This window comes from Bacillus sp. F56, from assembly GCF_001748205.1.
Classification (GTDB): domain Bacteria; phylum Bacillota; class Bacilli; order Bacillales; family Bacillaceae; genus Bacillus; species Bacillus stercoris.
Window position 1 is genome coordinate 73280 of the sequence record NZ_BDFC01000004.1, and the last position, 14874, is coordinate 88153.

Genomic DNA, 14874 nt, shown 5'->3' on the forward strand with positions numbered 1-14874 from the left:
GCAATTGTATAGGCTGAAGCTGAAAATCAAATGAGGGCTGGCTGAAAACTTGCTGAATTCAGCTGATTTTTAGGGAAGATTCAGTTTGTTTTCAGGTAAAAACGAATAATAGGAGGGGAAGGGAAAAAACTAATCAGAGGTTTATGCCAACTAAGGAGAGAGCACAGCATGAATAGGATGAAAGGCATCAAGATTTTGCTCGTGGACGATGAACCGGCGATATTAGATTTTTTGACAATGGGCCTTGAAAATGAAGGCTTTGAAGTGAAGACAGCAGCTGACGGAATGACAGCGATGAACACCGTAAAGACATTTCAGCCGCATGTGGCCATCCTGGATGTGATGATGCCTGGAATGGATGGACTGGAAGTATCGAGGATGATGAAAAAAACCGGCCATACCGCCGTTATTATGCTTACGGCCAAGGATGAGGTGGGGGTTCGGGTAAAAGCGCTGACAGAGGGCGCTGATGATTATATGATCAAACCCTTCAGCTTTGAAGAACTGCTGGCGCGAATCTATGCAAGAATTCGGGATCACTTTCCCAACCTGTTTGAAGAAGTCGCGCTCGGTCCGTTTCGAATTGATGATCGGCGCAGAGAAATCCGCTATCAGGAAGAGGTGCTCAAGCTTTCAGCAACAGAATACGAGCTTTTAAAGTTTTTGGTGCTGAATCACGGTCTTGTGCTCAGTAAAGCGAGGATTCTGGATAAAGTATGGGGGTATGATTTTTACGGAGAAGAAAATATTGTCGAAGTGTACATCCGTTCCTTGCGGGAAAAGCTGAATGACAAAAAGCATGAAGTAATCCGAACGGTTCGGGGCGCGGGATATCGGGTGGATATAGAATGAAAAAACGATTCAAAACGCTGCGCTTTCAGCTTTTATGCCGCTCATTATGCATTCTCGTTCTTCTATTGGTGTTTGTCGGCGCTTTGCAATATGTGTTTGGAAAACGCCTATTATATGAAAACCGGGCTGTCAGCATTCAGAGTTATATCAATTCGACGGAGCCGACCATCTGGAATAACATTAAAACATACAAAAGCCATTCCGGCGGCTTGAAAAAATCAGATGGTGCTGTCCGTCCCGCCTTTATTTATCCGGGCGTGACCATTGTTTTTATTGATAAGAAAACAAAAGACAGTACGGTATTGTCGACCGACCCATATGCGGGAGCGCCGCCGAAAGTGAAAAAAAGTGTATATGATGAGGCATTAAAAGATACGATGGCTTTGCATTATAGAGTCACGAAAAATGAATCCGGCGAGGAAGTGCTGATTGTATTTCAGGCTATTAATATCGATGGAAAAGAAGCAGGCGTGATTCAAATGAGTGCTTTAACAGAACCACTGAAGGACGTACTGCTCCGGCAAATCAGCACTTACTCCACGCTCTCGCTTGTTGCGCTCCTGCTCGGGGTTTTTACATTCTTGCCAGTGGTCAGACATACGCTTAAACCGTTATCACAAATGGTACATATGATGGGTGAAATCAATGCAGGAAATTTGAATAAAAGGCTTCCTGTATATCGAAAACAAATGGAAATCGACACGCTCGCCATTTCGTTTAATCGCATGCTGGAGCGGATTGAAACGTCATTTAAAGCAGAAAAAGAAGCGAAGGAGCGCATCCGGCAATTTGTATCAGACGCTTCACATGAATTGAGAACGCCTTTAACGTCCATACACGGCTTTATCGAAGTGCTGCTGCGTGGCGCCGCGCTTCAGCCGGAGCAGAGAGATAGGGCGCTGAATAGTATGTATGAAGAGTCGAAGAGAGCCACCCGGCTGATAGAGGATCTGTTGTTTTTAGCAAAAATTGATCGGGTGCCGAGCTTTGAAATGAAGAGGGGAAATCTCGATGCGCTCATAAGGGAAATGGAGCCGCAGCTCAGTCTGCTTGCAAAAGAAAGAAGACTGCAGCTGCTGCTAGAAGATGATGCTGAAGCGGTGTTTGACAGGGATAAGATGAAACAGGTCATTTTGAATTTGGTTTATAACGCGGTGCAGTATACAAAAGAGAAAGCCGGTGCCATTACCATCTCACTGCAAAAAGGCCGTGATAGCGTTATGCTGATGATAGCGGACAACGGCACAGGCATCGCGCCGGAGCACTTACCGCATGTGTTTGACCGGTTTTACAGGGCAGACCCATCCCGCTCCCGGAAATATGGAGGTTCGGGATTGGGCCTTGCCATAACGAAATCGATTATCGACAGCCACAATGGGACAATTGACGTGAAAAGTGAAATCGGCAAAGGTACTGTATTTATGATCAGGCTTCCTGCACCAGCTTATTCATCAGATGAGTGAGAAAATTTCTTCAGCCGGTATTGAAGGCTTTGTCGGCTGATGCCAAGTTCCTGAGCGGCTTTCGAGATGTTATGGCCGTGTTTTCTTAACACGTTCTCTATCACATATTTTTCGAAGCTTTCCATTTTTTCTTTTAAGTCCGCGGCCGGCTGATGTCTTGGTTCAGGATCTGGGATGTCAGCAGGCTTGATTTTCATGCGGTATTGATAGGGCAGATGGGAGGCTGTAATCGTTTGCTCGTCCGTCATGAAATTCATGGCGCCTTCGATCATATGCTCAAGCTCACGAATATTTCCCGGCCAGTCATAAGAAAGGAAAAATTGCTTCACGTCATCGCTGATGTGTTCAACATTCATTTGGAACAAATGGTTGTTTTTCTGGATGAATTCCGATGCGAGAAGCAAAATGTCTTCTTTTCGTTCTCGAAGCGGCGGGATGATCAGCGTCACGACACTCAGCCTGTAATACAAGTCCTTCCGCATTCGCTCGCCGGCAATCGCGTCAATTGGGTCTTCATTCATCGTGGCAATAATACGTACATCAATCGGAGTATCCTTTGTTGAACCGATACGCCTGATTTTTCGTTCTTGAAGGGCGCGCAGCAGCTTTGCCTGAAGGCTGAGATTCAACGAATTGATTTCATCTAACAGCAGCGTGCCGCCATGGGCTTGTTCAAACAGGCCGGGCTGGTCGACTGCGCCCGTAAACGCGCCTTTTTTCGTTCCGAACAAAATGCTTTCAACAAGGCTGTCTGGCAGTGCCGCGCAGTTTTGCGAAATAAACGGGCCGCCTGAACGATCGCTGCCATTATGAATACTTTGCGCGAACAGCTCTTTTCCCGTGCCGGTTTCACCTGCGAGAAGGACAGATGATGACGTGCGGGTTGCCCGCTTGGCGTTTTCGATGACGTCTTGAATGGCCGGGCTGGTGCCGAGGATGCTGTCAAACGTATAGGTGGTGCTGCCCTTTTTGTTCATATTCTCCCTGATCAGCCGTTCTAGCTTTGTCACATCCTTGGCAATTTCAACGGCACCCTTGATTTTGCCGTCCTGGACGATGGGATAGGTATGATTGATCGTCGTGATTTCCTGGCCCTTATTATTGAAGTAGCTTTGCTTCACATTTTTAATCGTCTTGCCTTCCTGGAGAGCTTGTACCAGTGTACTGTCCTGCTGTTTTGAAAACATAAACACATCCATCAGGTTTTTATTTAGGACGTCATGCTTCTCCATATCTTCAATCTGCATCATTTTATTGTTATAAACGATCGTGTTACCATGCTCGTCCACTACGTGCAGGCCAACATCGATTTCATCTAAAATGCTCTGAAAAACCAATGTGAGGAATTCGCTGTCCTTGACCACTGTATGAACCTCCCTCAATTATTTTCTTAATATTTCTTCTATTTTATAAAAAAATGGAGAGGATATGCAAAAGAATTTTGCACTCATTGAAATTTTTGCTCGAAATATCAGAATGTTTTTGCACCTTGTCCTCGAAAATTGTAGAAAACACACGAATTCTTGATTTGGCACAGAACTTGCATTTATATAAAGGGAAAGCAGGATAACATGTTGAAACAGAAAACAAGGGGGAATTCAAATATGCCAGCTTTATCTAAATCCAAAGAAATTATTGATCAGACGTCTCATTACGGAGCCAACAATTATCATCCGCTCCCGATTGTTATTTCTGAAGCACTGGGTGCTTGGGTAAAGGACCCGGAAGGCAATGAATATATGGATATGTTGAGTGCTTACTCTGCGGTAAACCAGGGTCACAGACACCCGAAAATCATTCAGGCATTGAAGGATCAGGCTGATAAAATTACCCTCACATCACGCGCGTTTCACAACGATCAGCTTGGGCCGTTTTACGAAAAAACAGCTAAGCTAACAGGCAAAGAGATGATTCTGCCGATGAATACAGGAGCCGAAGCGGTTGAATCTGCGGTGAAAGCGGCGAGACGCTGGGCGTATGAAGTGAAAGGCGTAGCAGACAATCAAGCGGAAATTATCGCGTGTGTCGGGAACTTCCACGGCCGCACGATGCTGGCGGTATCTCTTTCTTCTGAAGAGGAATATAAACGAGGATTCGGCCCGATGCTTCCGGGGATCAAACTCATTCCTTACGGCGATGTGGAAGCGCTTCGACAGGCCATTACGCCGAATACAGCGGCATTCTTGTTTGAACCGATTCAAGGCGAAGCGGGCATTGTCATTCCGCCTGAAGGATTTTTACAGGAAGCGGCGGCGATTTGTAAGGAAGAGAATGTCTTGTTTATTGCGGATGAAATTCAAACGGGTCTCGGACGTACAGGCAAGACGTTTGCCTGTGACTGGGACGGAATTGTTCCGGATATGTATATCTTGGGCAAAGCGCTTGGCGGCGGTGTGTTCCCGATCTCATGCATTGCGGCGGACCGCGAGATCCTAGGCGTGTTTAACCCGGGATCACACGGCTCCACATTTGGCGGAAACCCGCTTGCATGTGCAGTGTCTATCGCTTCATTAGAAGTGCTGGAGGATGAAAAACTGGCGGATCGTTCTCTTGAGCTTGGCGAATACTTTAAAAGCGAGCTTGAGAGCATTGACAGCCCGGTCATTAAAGAAGTCCGCGGCAGAGGGCTGTTTATCGGTGTGGAATTGACGGAAGCGGCACGTCCGTATTGTGAGCGTTTGAAGGAAGAAGGGCTTTTATGCAAGGAAACGCATGATACTGTTATTCGTTTTGCACCGCCATTAATCATTTCCAAAAAGGATTTGGATTGGGCGATAGAGAAAATCAAGCACGTGCTGCAAAACGCATAAACCCGCACCATGAAGGGATATTCACTTCGTTTGTATAAATTTACAACAGAAAAATCAGCACTCCCTATTTGCTCAGCTACAGTATTTTAGTATAATGTATCTTTATGAGAAGAAGTGAATTTTATATTAAATAGATAGAGGCTCTTTGGACAGCAAACTGGGATAGCACCATGCAGATGTTCCAGCTTAGATCCAATACAAGTTGCTGAAGGGGTGCAGAATGTGAATACAAACCAAGATAACGGAAATCAGCTCCAGCGGACAATGAAATCACGCCACTTGTTTATGATTTCATTGGGCGGAGTGATCGGAACCGGTTTCTTCCTTGGAACCGGGTTTACCATTAACCAAGCGGGACCGCTCGGCGCGGTTCTGTCCTATTTAGTGGGCGGCTTTATCATGTTTTTAACCATGCTCTGTTTAGGAGAGCTGGCAGTCGCCTTTCCCGTATCGGGGTCCTTCCAGACCTACGCGACGAAATTTATCAGCCCGGCTTTCGGGTTTGCGTTCGGCTGGCTGTACTGGCTCGGCTGGGCGGTTACATGCGCCATTGAATTCTTATCAGCGGGGCAGCTGATGCAACGCTGGTTTCCGCATATAGACGTGTGGATCTGGTGTCTGGTCTTTGCGGCACTGATGTTTATTCTAAATGCGATCACCACAAAAGCCTTTGCGGAATCTGAATTCTGGTTCTCAGGCATTAAAATTTTGATTATCCTTTTATTTATTATTCTCGGCGGAGCCGCCATGTTTGGCCTGATTGATCTGAAGGGCGGAGAGCAGGCGCCGTTTCTGACACATTTTTATGAAGACGGGTTATTTCCGAACGGCATAAAGGCAATGCTGATTACGATGATTACCGTGAACTTTGCGTTCCAGGGAACTGAGCTGATCGGGGTTGCGGCCGGAGAAAGTGAAGACCCAGAAAAAACGATTCCGCGGTCGATCAAACAGACAGTATGGAGAACGCTTGTGTTTTTTGTTCTTTCCATCGTTGTCATTGCCGGCATGATTCCGTGGAAACAGGCTGGAGTCGTGGAAAGTCCGTTTGTTGCCGTATTTGAGCAAATCGGAATCCCATATGCAGCTGATATCATGAACTTTGTTATTTTAATCGCACTGTTATCTGTTGCGAACTCAGGTTTATACGCATCAACACGTATTCTGTACGCAATGGCCAATGAAGGACAGGCCTTCAAAGCGCTCGGCAAAACAAATCAGCGCGGTGTACCGATGTACGCGTTAATCGTAACGATGGCTGTGGCCTGCCTATCACTTCTGACAAAGTTTGCGCAGGCTGAAACTGTATATATGGTACTGTTATCTTTGGCGGGCATGAGCGCGCAGGTCGGCTGGATTACGATTTCGCTTTCCCAAATCATGTTCAGACGCAAATATATCCGTGAGGGCGGGAAGATAGAAGATTTGAAATTTAAAACACCGCTGTACCCGGTCCTTCCGCTGATCGGCCTAACGTTAAATACGGTCGTGCTCATCAGTCTTGCATTTGATCCGGAGCAGCGTATCGCGCTGTATTGCGGCGTACCGTTTATGATCATTTGCTACATCATTTATCATGTCGTCATTAAAAAACGCCAGCAGGCGAATCGTCAGCTAGAGCTTTAAAACGTTGTCCGCAAGTCATCTTTGTTATAACCCGCATAGGACATTATCTTAAATGTTGAGGTGGAATCACAGATGGATAAAACGATTTCGGTTATTGGAATGCCAATGGATTTAGGACAAGCACGACGCGGAGTGGATATGGGTCCGAGTGCCATCCGGTACGCTCATCTGATCGAGCGGCTGTCAGACATGGGGTATACGGTTGAAGATCTCGGTGACATTCCGATCAACCGCGAAAAGATCAAAAATGACGAGGAACTGAAAAACCTGAATTCCGTTTTGGCGGGAAATGAAAAACTCGCGCAAAAGGTCAACAAAGTCATTGAAGAGAAAAAATTCCCGCTTGTCCTGGGCGGTGACCACAGTATTGCGATCGGCACGCTGGCAGGCACAGCGAAGCATTACGATAATCTCGGCGTCATCTGGTATGACGCGCACGGAGATTTGAATACACTTGAAACTTCACCATCGGGCAATATTCACGGCATGCCGCTCGCGGTCAGCCTCGGCATTGGCCACGAGTCACTGGTTAACCTTGAAGGCTACGCGCCTAAAATCAAACCGGAAAACGTCGTCATCATTGGCGCCCGGTCACTTGATGAAGGGGAGCGCAAGTACATTAAGGAAAGCGGCATGAAGGTGTACACAATGCACGAAATCGACCGTCTTGGCATGACAAAGGTCATTGAAGAAACCCTTGATTATTTATCAGCATGTGATGGCGTCCATCTGAGCCTTGATCTGGACGGACTTGATCCGAACGACGCACCGGGTGTCGGAACCCCTGTCGTCGGCGGCATCAGCTACCGGGAGAGCCATCTGGCTATGGAAATGCTGTATGACGCAGGCATCATTACCTCAGCCGAATTCGTTGAGGTTAACCCGATCCTTGATCACAAAAACAAAACGGGCAAAACAGCAGTAGAGCTTGTAGAATCTCTGCTAGGGAAGAAGCTCCTGTAATAAGAAAACCCCCGCATCCCGCGGGGGTTTTTCATTTATCCAATCATTTTCTCAGCGACTTTCATCTCCTGTGAATGGGTTTGATGATCCGCAATAAACCAGCCTGATAACATCACCGCTGCGACGCCTGCGCCAATCAAAAATTTTTTCATTTATATAACCTCCGTTCGTTTAATCAGTTCTTCAATTTGTAAGGCTTCATAAAAAAAGTGGGCAGCTTCTTTGTAAAGCTCAAGTTCCCTATACCGTTCGCCAGCCAAAATGGAAAGTTCTCTTACACTGTCATACTCTTTCTCGGACAACAAGTCATCCATATGTTGTTTGCATAAGTAAAACGTTTCCGCATGACCCCCTTCTGCATAAATGGCATATAAAATGTCTATTTTTGCCTCACATATTCTATTCGGCTCAGCAGCCAATTTTTCCTTCACTTCTTGGTAATAAGATAAAGCCTGTTCTTTCTTTTTGACCTTAAACAGCTCTCGTATCAGCAGGTAGGCAGAATGATAATAATAGGCGGAGCGGGCATACTCTTCGTTCTGCAAGGCCTCTTCTAATTTGGAGACTGCTTGTTCTGATTGGCCGCTTTGCGCATGGAGAAGTCCGAAGTTATGCAAAAGCTGGGCTTCAAAAAAATGATCCTCCAATTCTCTTGTGATCCGAATTGCTTCGTCCAAATATGTTTTAGCTTCTTCAAATTGCCCAATTTCTGTAAAATTGCCTGACATGGTAATCAGGGCTGAAGCCAGCTTCTTTTTATAATCAGTCTCTTCCCTAAACGTTTTGACCGCTTGCCGTGTATGATTGAGGGACACAATATTTTGTCCCAGCTTATAATAGAGCTTTCCGACCTTCAGGTGAAATTCGGCTTTCTCAATCGGATCGGGAATGTTGTTGAGATACTGCTCTGCATCTTTATACAGCCCAATGGCAATATCATAATTATTTTTATAGGCCTCATACATGCCTTCAAACAGAAAAAAGTAATATTTCAGCATGTCAGACGTAGCATTCATATGAGAAGGCTCCTCATGCTGAAAACCCTGTCCTCTCGCCTCGTGAAGCAAAACCTTGTGGCGCAGTTCCAATAAGGAGAAGTAGGCAAGCACCTCTTGATCCTCTTCCATGTCATCCAATAAAGGCTTCACTTCTTCAAATAAACGGGAGGACTCTTCCACTTCATGTTTCTTGATAGCAAGGTACCAATCGTTGAGCATGCTAGCGATTTCTGCAGGTGCAATCTTATTCATGTGAAACTCCTTTCTCTAGTGACTTATCAATCTCAGTTGCTTATTCTGATAGTAACACCTCTTTCTATTTTATGTAAAATCCTCTAGTCAATATATGAAGGAGAGATGATATGACAATCATACTGACCCCTATGCAGACAGAAGAATTTCGGTCCTATCTCACGTACACAACAAAGCATTACGCGGAAGAAAAGGTAAAAGCGGGAGCATGGCTGCCTGAAGACGCACAGCTTTTGTCTAGGCAGACGTTTACTGATCTGCTTCCGAGAGGGCTGGAAACCCCCCATCACCATTTGTGGAGCCTCACGCTGAATGAAAAGGAAATCGTTGGCTGGCTCTGGATCCATGCTGAACCGGAGCATCCGCAGCAGGAAGCATTTATTTACGATTTCGGGTTATATGAACCGTATCGGGGCAAGGGCTACGCAAAGCAAGCATTGGCAGCATTAGATAACACGGCCCGCAGCATGGAAATCCGGAAGCTGTCCCTTCACGTCTTTGCCCATAATCAGACGGCGCGAAAGCTATATGAGCGAACAGGATTTCAAGAAACAGACGTGGTAATGAGCAAAGAGCTTTAACGAAAAGGGCCTAGTAAAGGCCTTTTTTAGTCTTCTGTAAATAAATTCTAAAAATTCTGTAAAAGGACTAGTTTCTTTCCATATATTCCTAATATAATAGAGAAGGGAAGTATATTTTCCTACATTTAAATGAAAAGAGGAGATGTAATGAGAATGAAGAAAAGGGTATCAATATTTATGGTAGCGCTTACAATATGCGGCGGCCTGTTTGTTTCTCCAGCGAAAGCCGTAAAGACCACAAACTATGCAGAAGAAATCGCCGCACTGCAGCCAGGCACGACACCGGAGGAAATTATGAAATCGGCCAGCCAGATTGCCAAACAGCAGCACGTAAAGCAAGACGTCATCCTAAAACAGTTCTATAAGGAAATCACAGCTGACAAAGCAGAAGGTGACAAGCTCGCCAAGGAAAGCGGCATGTCTATCATGGGCGGCTCGTCCGGCACGAAAAAACTTCCGACAAGCGCGAAAGGCAATATCTATTACACGAACTCCTACACAGCCTACTATAATCATGGCCACGTCGGCATGTATTCCGCCGCAGACAAAATTGTTGAATCTGTCCCGGGCGACGGTGTCAGGCAGATCGCTTACAATGCCAGAGACGTGGAAGACAACTCCATTGTGCAGACCGTCAGCGTTACCTCATCTCAAAAAACAGCTGCTGCCGACTGGGCGGTATCAAAAGTCGGCGACCCATACTCATTTAACTTCGTCAATAACAGAAGTACCGGCCATGACGGCGCCAAAAACTGTTCAAAGCTCCTATGGTCCGCCTTTTTGCTGAAAGCCGGCATTGATATAGACAGCAACGGAGGTTTAGGGGTGTATCCGCGTGACATCACCAGCTCATCCTATACAGCAACCATTATGACCATCAGATAAGGAGAGGGATATGAAAAAGTGGATGATCACCATTGCCATGCTTGTTCTCGCAGGAATCGCACTATTTGTCTTCGTTTCCCCTCTCAAAAGCCATAAAGCCGTGAGTCAGCAGGATCTCAGAGATCCCGGTTTTCTGGATGACAAAGAAATCCTGCTGTATTTCTCATCCTCTGCGGATCAAGATGCATTTGGCGGCGGGAAAAGCTACGCCCTGTTTATCAGCCAGGACGGGTCGCTGTCTTCCTTTAAGATGAAGGGCCTTGAGCTGGGCTCAGCCAAGGTTCACGGCGACAGTGTGATGCTGGAGGACAAAAACACGATTTACACGATCAAAAACGGCTTGCGCTCCCATAAAAGAACCTACCAGCACACCGGAGACAGCGCGGGCTTTCTGCAAAACACGGACGGTTTTTATACCTTATACAACTCCGGCTACGACAAAAAGAGAGACGGATACCGCTCAGAGCTGTACCGCCAAATGGATGGAGAGTGGAAAAAAGACGTCATCCCATCCTACATTCGGGCCTCCGGTTTTCATAACGGTGCGATTTTCGCACTTGTCCCGACAGCTGATGAAAAAGGCTATGAGCTCCTTCAGATTCAAGCGGATCAGAAGAAGCTCACCTACCACAAGATAACGGAATGGCAGTACAGGGAAGGAGCCTCAGTCGAATCCCAGCTTGCCGTGGACGATCAAGCTGTGTATGTCATGATCCGCGGCCAAAAGGCGCGGAATCTCTATCAAATGGTCAAGATCAACAAAAAAAGCGGCAAAGTAGAGCTGCACGACATCGCCGAATACAAAAACGACGAACAAACGATATACAGCTCCATGCCCTTTAGCTTCAAAAAAAGCTTCTTCTCTTATGACGGGAACCTGTACTTCATTGACGGCTTCGGAAAGGTACACAAAATCGATGCAAAGACAGGAAAAACAAGCATCGCCTTCACTCTTTCCCGAGACAAAATGAAAGCCGATTTCAAAGAAATCACCCAAAAAGGTAGCAGCCTCTACTTCTTCACATACACGTATAACAAGCCTGCCTACATTGAACAGTACAGTCTGAAAACCGGAAAGAAAATGAAAGAAAAAGAGATTGGGAAGGTAAAGGACGTTGTGACGCCGAAGAGTCATTTGAAGCTGTATGATGTTGAGGTGATGAAGGGGTTTTAAGGGCAAGGAGGTTTTATGGGAGCTATCGCCGTTTTATTTATCGTTTTTGGTTTTCCGATCATTGCAGGTGTATTTGGTATAGCGGGTCATTTTTTATTTAAGAGTTTTTGGGTGGCGCCGCTCATCGTCCTTATCGCGAGCTTGATATTGTTATTTACGTTAGCTTCGGGCAACAGCTCATTCTTGTTTTGGGTTGTTATGTATACGGCAATTGCGTTAGTAACCAGTATTGTCACATTATTTCTCAGGAAATTTTTTAATTGACCTGTTTATGAAGAGACTGGTATAAAGTCTCTTTTTTTGTTGAACCGAAGTTCGCAGAGATTTTGGGTATGGTATAGAAACGAATCTAAAGGAGTAATGACATGCGGACCAAACGGGTTATTCTTCTGGCAGTTATGATCAGCCTGGTTTCGGCCATTACTGTGTTCCTGTTAAATGGACGTAAAGTCGACTGGTTTGACCTCATCGCAACCATTATTGGCTGCTTTCTTGGCATCTTTATCGTTATAAGAATACAGAAAAAACAGTCGTGAGAAAGGGAAAGGGTCTTGCCGAACCGAAGTCATGTTCAAGGGCCAAGAGTCCAAACACATGAATGGGAGGAATGGCGTTGACAGGAAACAAAGCGGTTGTGTACAAAGGCAAAGGGACTGTAGCGGTGGAGGATATCGGTTATCCGGAGTTAATCTTAAGGGACGGACCCGGCGTTCCGAAGGCGAATGTGAATCGGAAATGTGAGCACGGGGTTATTCTCAAAGTCATTACAACCAACATTTGCGGAAGCGATCAGCATATGGTCAGAGGCCGCACAACAGCGCCTGAAGGCTTGGTGCTCGGGCATGAAATTACCGGAGAAGTTATTGAAACGGGGCGGGACGTTGAATTTATCAAAAAAGGCGATATCGTATCCGTTCCTTTCAATATTGCCTGCGGACGCTGTGTGATGTGCAAAACGCAGAAAACGCACGTGTGCCTGAATGTCAATCCTGACCGGCCGGGATCGGCTTACGGCTACGTCGATATGGGCGGCTGGGTCGGCGGCCAGTCTGAATACGTCATGGTGCCGTACGCCGATTTTCAGCTTTTGGTATTCCCTGATAAAGAACAGGCGCTAGAAAAGATTCTCGATTTGACCATGCTGTCCGACATTTTCCCGACAGGCTTCCATGGAGCTTACACAGCAGGCGTGCAAACAGGTTCAACCGTTTACATCGCGGGAGCGGGGCCTGTCGGCTTGGCAGCTGCACACTCCGCTCAGCTCCTTGGCGCCTCCACCGTGATTGTCGGCGATCTGAACGAAGACAGACTGGCACAGGCGAGAAGCTTCGGCTGTGAAACGGTCAACGTGCAAAAACATGACCGCCTCGGCGAGCAAATTGAACAAATACTAGGTGAACCAACCGTTGATGCCGCAGTGGACTGCGTCGGCTTTGAAGCATCTGGCCACGGCAATCAAGGAGAAGCGCCAGCCGCCGTGCTGAACTCAATCATGGACGTCACCCAGGTCGGAGGCAGCCTTGGCATTCCAGGCTTATACGTGACCGAAGATCCCGGTGCAACGGATGCGGACGCCAAAACAGGCTCACTAAAAATCCGCTTCGGACTCGGCTGGGCCAAAGCCCACACCTTCGTCACCGGACAAACGCCCGCCATGACATACAACCGCAATTTGATGAAAGCGATCCTGAGCGGCAGAGCGCAAATCGCAAAAGCAGTCAACGCCACCGTCATTTCTCTGGACGACGCGCCAAAAGGCTACAGCGACTTCGACAAAGGCGCAGCCAAAAAATTCGTCATCGACCCGCATGGAACATTGAAGTAAAAGAAAAAGCCGGACGTTCTCTGAACGCCGGCTTTATTGCTGGTAATCTGTTTCTTCAAAGCGATCTCCTGTTTCGTCTTGAACAATTAAATCCCCTTCAATTTTGTCCAGTCCAATCAAAATATAAGGATTTTTCTCATTTGCCTTAGGAGCAGGTTTTCTTTTCACAGTCACAATTGTTTCTTTAGGCGAGTATTTGACGTCTGACACATCAAGCTTCTTATCATTCGCGCTACTTCCGAGAGACACCACGACCATTTTTTTGCCTTCAGATATGGTGAAGACTTGATATCCTTTCACGTCATCATGCATTTGAAGATCATTTACGTACATTTTTATATCTGTCACTTCATCAAGTCGATCCTTCTCCAACACCCAATAAGACGGCTGACACCCAGCAAGCAGCAACATGATCACAAAAAGCCAAACCCATTTGAGCCGCAAATGCAGACCTCCCCACACATTGGTTACCTCCAAACTAACACACGAGCGAAATAGAGTCATCAACAGCTTGTTTGTCGAATTGTGGATAAAACTCAGCCCGAAGCACTACTAACATGTGAATAAATAGGTTATATTGAGAAGAGAACAATTGTAAAAATGGAAGAAAACATCGGAGGATTTGAACATGAAACAAGCGTATTATTCCTGTGAAGAACACATCGAAACGGTACTGGATATGTACATAGACGACCACGAGCTGCCGCCCGAAATCAGAAAAATCGAACATACTAACAGTTTATCCACAGCCTGTGAATTATGTGGAGACCCCGCAGTATATATAGTGGGGAACGAATGATCTTACACAAAATACAGAAAAGATATCCACAATTGTGGACAACATATATGAATAACTTGTTTTTAAAGTGGGGATGACCTGTGAATATCAATATTGTGACAATCGGAAAACTAAAAGAAAAATACCTCAAGCAAGGCATTGAAGAATACACCAAACGACTTTCGGCCTACGCAAAAATCGACATCATCGAACTCCCGGACGAAAAAGCGCCGGAAAACCTAAGCGACCAGGACATGAAAATCATAAAAGACAAAGAAGGCGACCGCATCCTATCCAAAATCAGCCCCGACGCCCACGTCATCGCCCTCGCCATCGAAGGAAAAATGAAAACATCCGAAGAACTAGCCGATACAATAGATAAGCTGGCTACTTATGGAAAAAGCAAAGTCACCTTCGTCATCGGCGGATCACTTGGACTGAGTGACGCGGTGATGAAGCGAGCGGACGAAAAGCTGTCGTTTTCAAAGATGACGTTTCCTCATCAGTTGATGCGTCTCATACTAGTCGAGCAGATTTATCGGGCTTTTCGGATTAATCGTGGTGAGCCGTACCATAAGTAAATGAGGTTTTTGAGGCGTAAGATTTACGCTTTAGTAAGTGATAGCATATAGAGAAACTAAAAGATTTAATAAAGTATTGATGAATA

The 14874-nt window shown here is 46.1% G+C and carries 17 protein-coding genes; 13 read left to right on the forward strand and 4 right to left on the reverse strand.

Going from position 1 to position 14874, the window contains the following annotated elements:
• Positions 1–168: 168 nt before the first annotated feature.
• Entirely contained in the window at positions 169–852 is a 684-nt protein-coding gene (locus tag BFW96_RS00515) for a response regulator transcription factor (RefSeq protein ID WP_014666085.1), read from the forward strand.
• Entirely contained in the window at positions 849–2315 is a 1467-nt protein-coding gene (locus tag BFW96_RS00520; RefSeq protein ID WP_069838311.1) for a sensor histidine kinase, read from the forward strand. Before BFW96_RS00515 ends, BFW96_RS00520 begins: the two co-directional genes overlap by 4 nt.
• On the opposite strand, the gene rocR is transcribed toward BFW96_RS00520, so the two are convergent.
• Positions 2297–3679: an arginine utilization regulatory protein RocR gene (gene rocR, locus BFW96_RS00525; RefSeq protein ID WP_069838312.1), complete on the reverse strand. Its 1383-nt coding sequence runs from the start codon at positions 3677–3679 to the stop codon at positions 2297–2299. The two genes, BFW96_RS00520 and rocR, sit on opposite strands and share 19 nt — an antisense overlap.
• Before the next feature lie 240 nt (positions 3680–3919).
• On the opposite strand from rocR, the gene rocD reads away from it, so the two are divergent.
• From rocD to rocF, 3 genes are all read left to right on the forward strand, one after another.
• A complete protein-coding gene (gene rocD / locus BFW96_RS00530) occupies positions 3920–5125 on the forward strand; it encodes an ornithine aminotransferase (RefSeq protein ID WP_069838313.1) in 1206 nt (401 codons plus the stop codon).
• Between the two features lie 222 nt (positions 5126–5347).
• Entirely contained in the window at positions 5348–6751 is a 1404-nt protein-coding gene (locus tag BFW96_RS00535) for an amino acid permease (protein ID WP_069838314.1), read from the forward strand.
• A gap of 72 nt (positions 6752–6823) precedes the next feature.
• The gene (rocF, locus tag BFW96_RS00540) at positions 6824–7714 is read left to right on the forward strand and encodes an arginase (RefSeq protein ID WP_003226959.1); all 891 of its coding nucleotides are present in this window, start codon (positions 6824–6826) and stop codon (positions 7712–7714) included.
• A 35-nt stretch (positions 7715–7749) separates the two neighbouring features.
• On the opposite strand, the gene BFW96_RS00545 is transcribed toward rocF, so the two are convergent.
• Together BFW96_RS00545 and rapG are read right to left on the reverse strand one after the other, a co-directional pair.
• Positions 7750–7866: a Phr family secreted Rap phosphatase inhibitor gene (locus tag BFW96_RS00545; RefSeq protein ID WP_014666080.1), complete on the reverse strand. Its 117-nt coding sequence runs from the start codon at positions 7864–7866 to the stop codon at positions 7750–7752.
• Positions 7867–8964 carry a response regulator aspartate phosphatase RapG gene (gene rapG / locus BFW96_RS00550; protein ID WP_040081184.1) on the reverse strand — a complete coding sequence of 366 codons (1098 nt, stop codon included), beginning with the start codon at positions 8962–8964 and terminating at the stop codon, positions 7867–7869.
• 110 nt (positions 8965–9074) lie between these two features.
• Here rapG and BFW96_RS00555 point away from each other — a divergent pair, with 110 nt between their 5' ends.
• The 6 genes from BFW96_RS00555 (at position 9075) to fdhA (ending at position 13429) form a co-directional block, all read left to right on the forward strand.
• Positions 9075–9545 (forward strand): GNAT family N-acetyltransferase, encoded by a 471-nt coding sequence (locus BFW96_RS00555; protein WP_069838315.1) that lies wholly within the window; start codon positions 9075–9077, stop codon positions 9543–9545.
• A 147-nt stretch (positions 9546–9692) separates the two neighbouring features.
• Positions 9693–10430: a YiiX/YebB-like N1pC/P60 family cysteine hydrolase gene (locus tag BFW96_RS00560; RefSeq protein ID WP_069838316.1), complete on the forward strand. Its 738-nt coding sequence runs from the start codon at positions 9693–9695 to the stop codon at positions 10428–10430.
• A 10-nt stretch (positions 10431–10440) separates the two neighbouring features.
• Positions 10441–11604: a hypothetical protein gene (locus BFW96_RS00565; protein ID WP_069838317.1), complete on the forward strand. Its 1164-nt coding sequence runs from the start codon at positions 10441–10443 to the stop codon at positions 11602–11604.
• 15 nt (positions 11605–11619) lie between these two features.
• Entirely contained in the window at positions 11620–11868 is a 249-nt protein-coding gene (locus BFW96_RS00570) for a DUF2651 family protein (RefSeq protein ID WP_069838318.1), read from the forward strand.
• A 101-nt stretch (positions 11869–11969) separates the two neighbouring features.
• Positions 11970–12140 carry a hypothetical protein gene (locus BFW96_RS00575; RefSeq protein WP_069838319.1) on the forward strand — a complete coding sequence of 57 codons (171 nt, stop codon included), beginning with the start codon at positions 11970–11972 and terminating at the stop codon, positions 12138–12140.
• A 62-nt stretch (positions 12141–12202) separates the two neighbouring features.
• Positions 12203–13429: a formaldehyde dehydrogenase, glutathione-independent gene (fdhA, locus tag BFW96_RS00580; RefSeq protein ID WP_083252771.1), complete on the forward strand. Its 1227-nt coding sequence runs from the start codon at positions 12203–12205 to the stop codon at positions 13427–13429.
• A 33-nt stretch (positions 13430–13462) separates the two neighbouring features.
• On the opposite strand, the gene BFW96_RS00585 is transcribed toward fdhA, so the two are convergent.
• Entirely contained in the window at positions 13463–13873 is a 411-nt protein-coding gene (locus BFW96_RS00585) for a hypothetical protein (protein ID WP_069838321.1), read from the reverse strand.
• Between the two features lie 184 nt (positions 13874–14057).
• Between BFW96_RS00585 and BFW96_RS00590 the strand changes: the two genes are divergently transcribed.
• A complete protein-coding gene (locus tag BFW96_RS00590; protein ID WP_003219122.1) occupies positions 14058–14228 on the forward strand; it encodes a CxxH/CxxC protein in 171 nt (56 codons plus the stop codon).
• Positions 14229–14308: 80 nt separating this feature from the next.
• Complete coding sequence (rlmH, locus tag BFW96_RS00595) at positions 14309–14788, forward strand: 23S rRNA (pseudouridine(1915)-N(3))-methyltransferase RlmH (protein WP_003226975.1); 480 nt, start codon at positions 14309–14311, stop codon at positions 14786–14788.
• Positions 14789–14874 lie beyond the last annotated feature (86 nt).

Coding starts and splice junctions, on each gene's coding strand:
- BFW96_RS00555 (WP_069838315.1), top strand. CDS start 9,075: ATGACAATCATACTGACCCCTATGCAGACAGAAGAATTTCGGTCCTAT.
- rocD (WP_069838313.1), top strand. CDS start 3,920: ATGCCAGCTTTATCTAAATCCAAAGAAATTATTGATCAGACGTCTCAT.
- BFW96_RS00545 (WP_014666080.1), bottom strand. CDS start 7,866: ATGAAAAAATTTTTGATTGGCGCAGGCGTCGCAGCGGTGATGTTATCA.
- BFW96_RS00575 (WP_069838319.1), top strand. CDS start 11,970: ATGCGGACCAAACGGGTTATTCTTCTGGCAGTTATGATCAGCCTGGTT.
- BFW96_RS00560 (WP_069838316.1), top strand. CDS start 9,693: ATGAGAATGAAGAAAAGGGTATCAATATTTATGGTAGCGCTTACAATA.
- BFW96_RS00565 (WP_069838317.1), top strand. CDS start 10,441: ATGAAAAAGTGGATGATCACCATTGCCATGCTTGTTCTCGCAGGAATC.
- rocF (WP_003226959.1), top strand. CDS start 6,824: ATGGATAAAACGATTTCGGTTATTGGAATGCCAATGGATTTAGGACAA.
- BFW96_RS00590 (WP_003219122.1), top strand. CDS start 14,058: ATGAAACAAGCGTATTATTCCTGTGAAGAACACATCGAAACGGTACTG.
- BFW96_RS00520 (WP_069838311.1), top strand. CDS start 849: ATGAAAAAACGATTCAAAACGCTGCGCTTTCAGCTTTTATGCCGCTCA.
- rapG (WP_040081184.1), bottom strand. CDS start 8,964: ATGAATAAGATTGCACCTGCAGAAATCGCTAGCATGCTCAACGATTGG.
- BFW96_RS00515 (WP_014666085.1), top strand. CDS start 169: ATGAATAGGATGAAAGGCATCAAGATTTTGCTCGTGGACGATGAACCG.
- fdhA (WP_083252771.1), top strand. CDS start 12,203: ATGGGAGGAATGGCGTTGACAGGAAACAAAGCGGTTGTGTACAAAGGC.
- BFW96_RS00570 (WP_069838318.1), top strand. CDS start 11,620: ATGGGAGCTATCGCCGTTTTATTTATCGTTTTTGGTTTTCCGATCATT.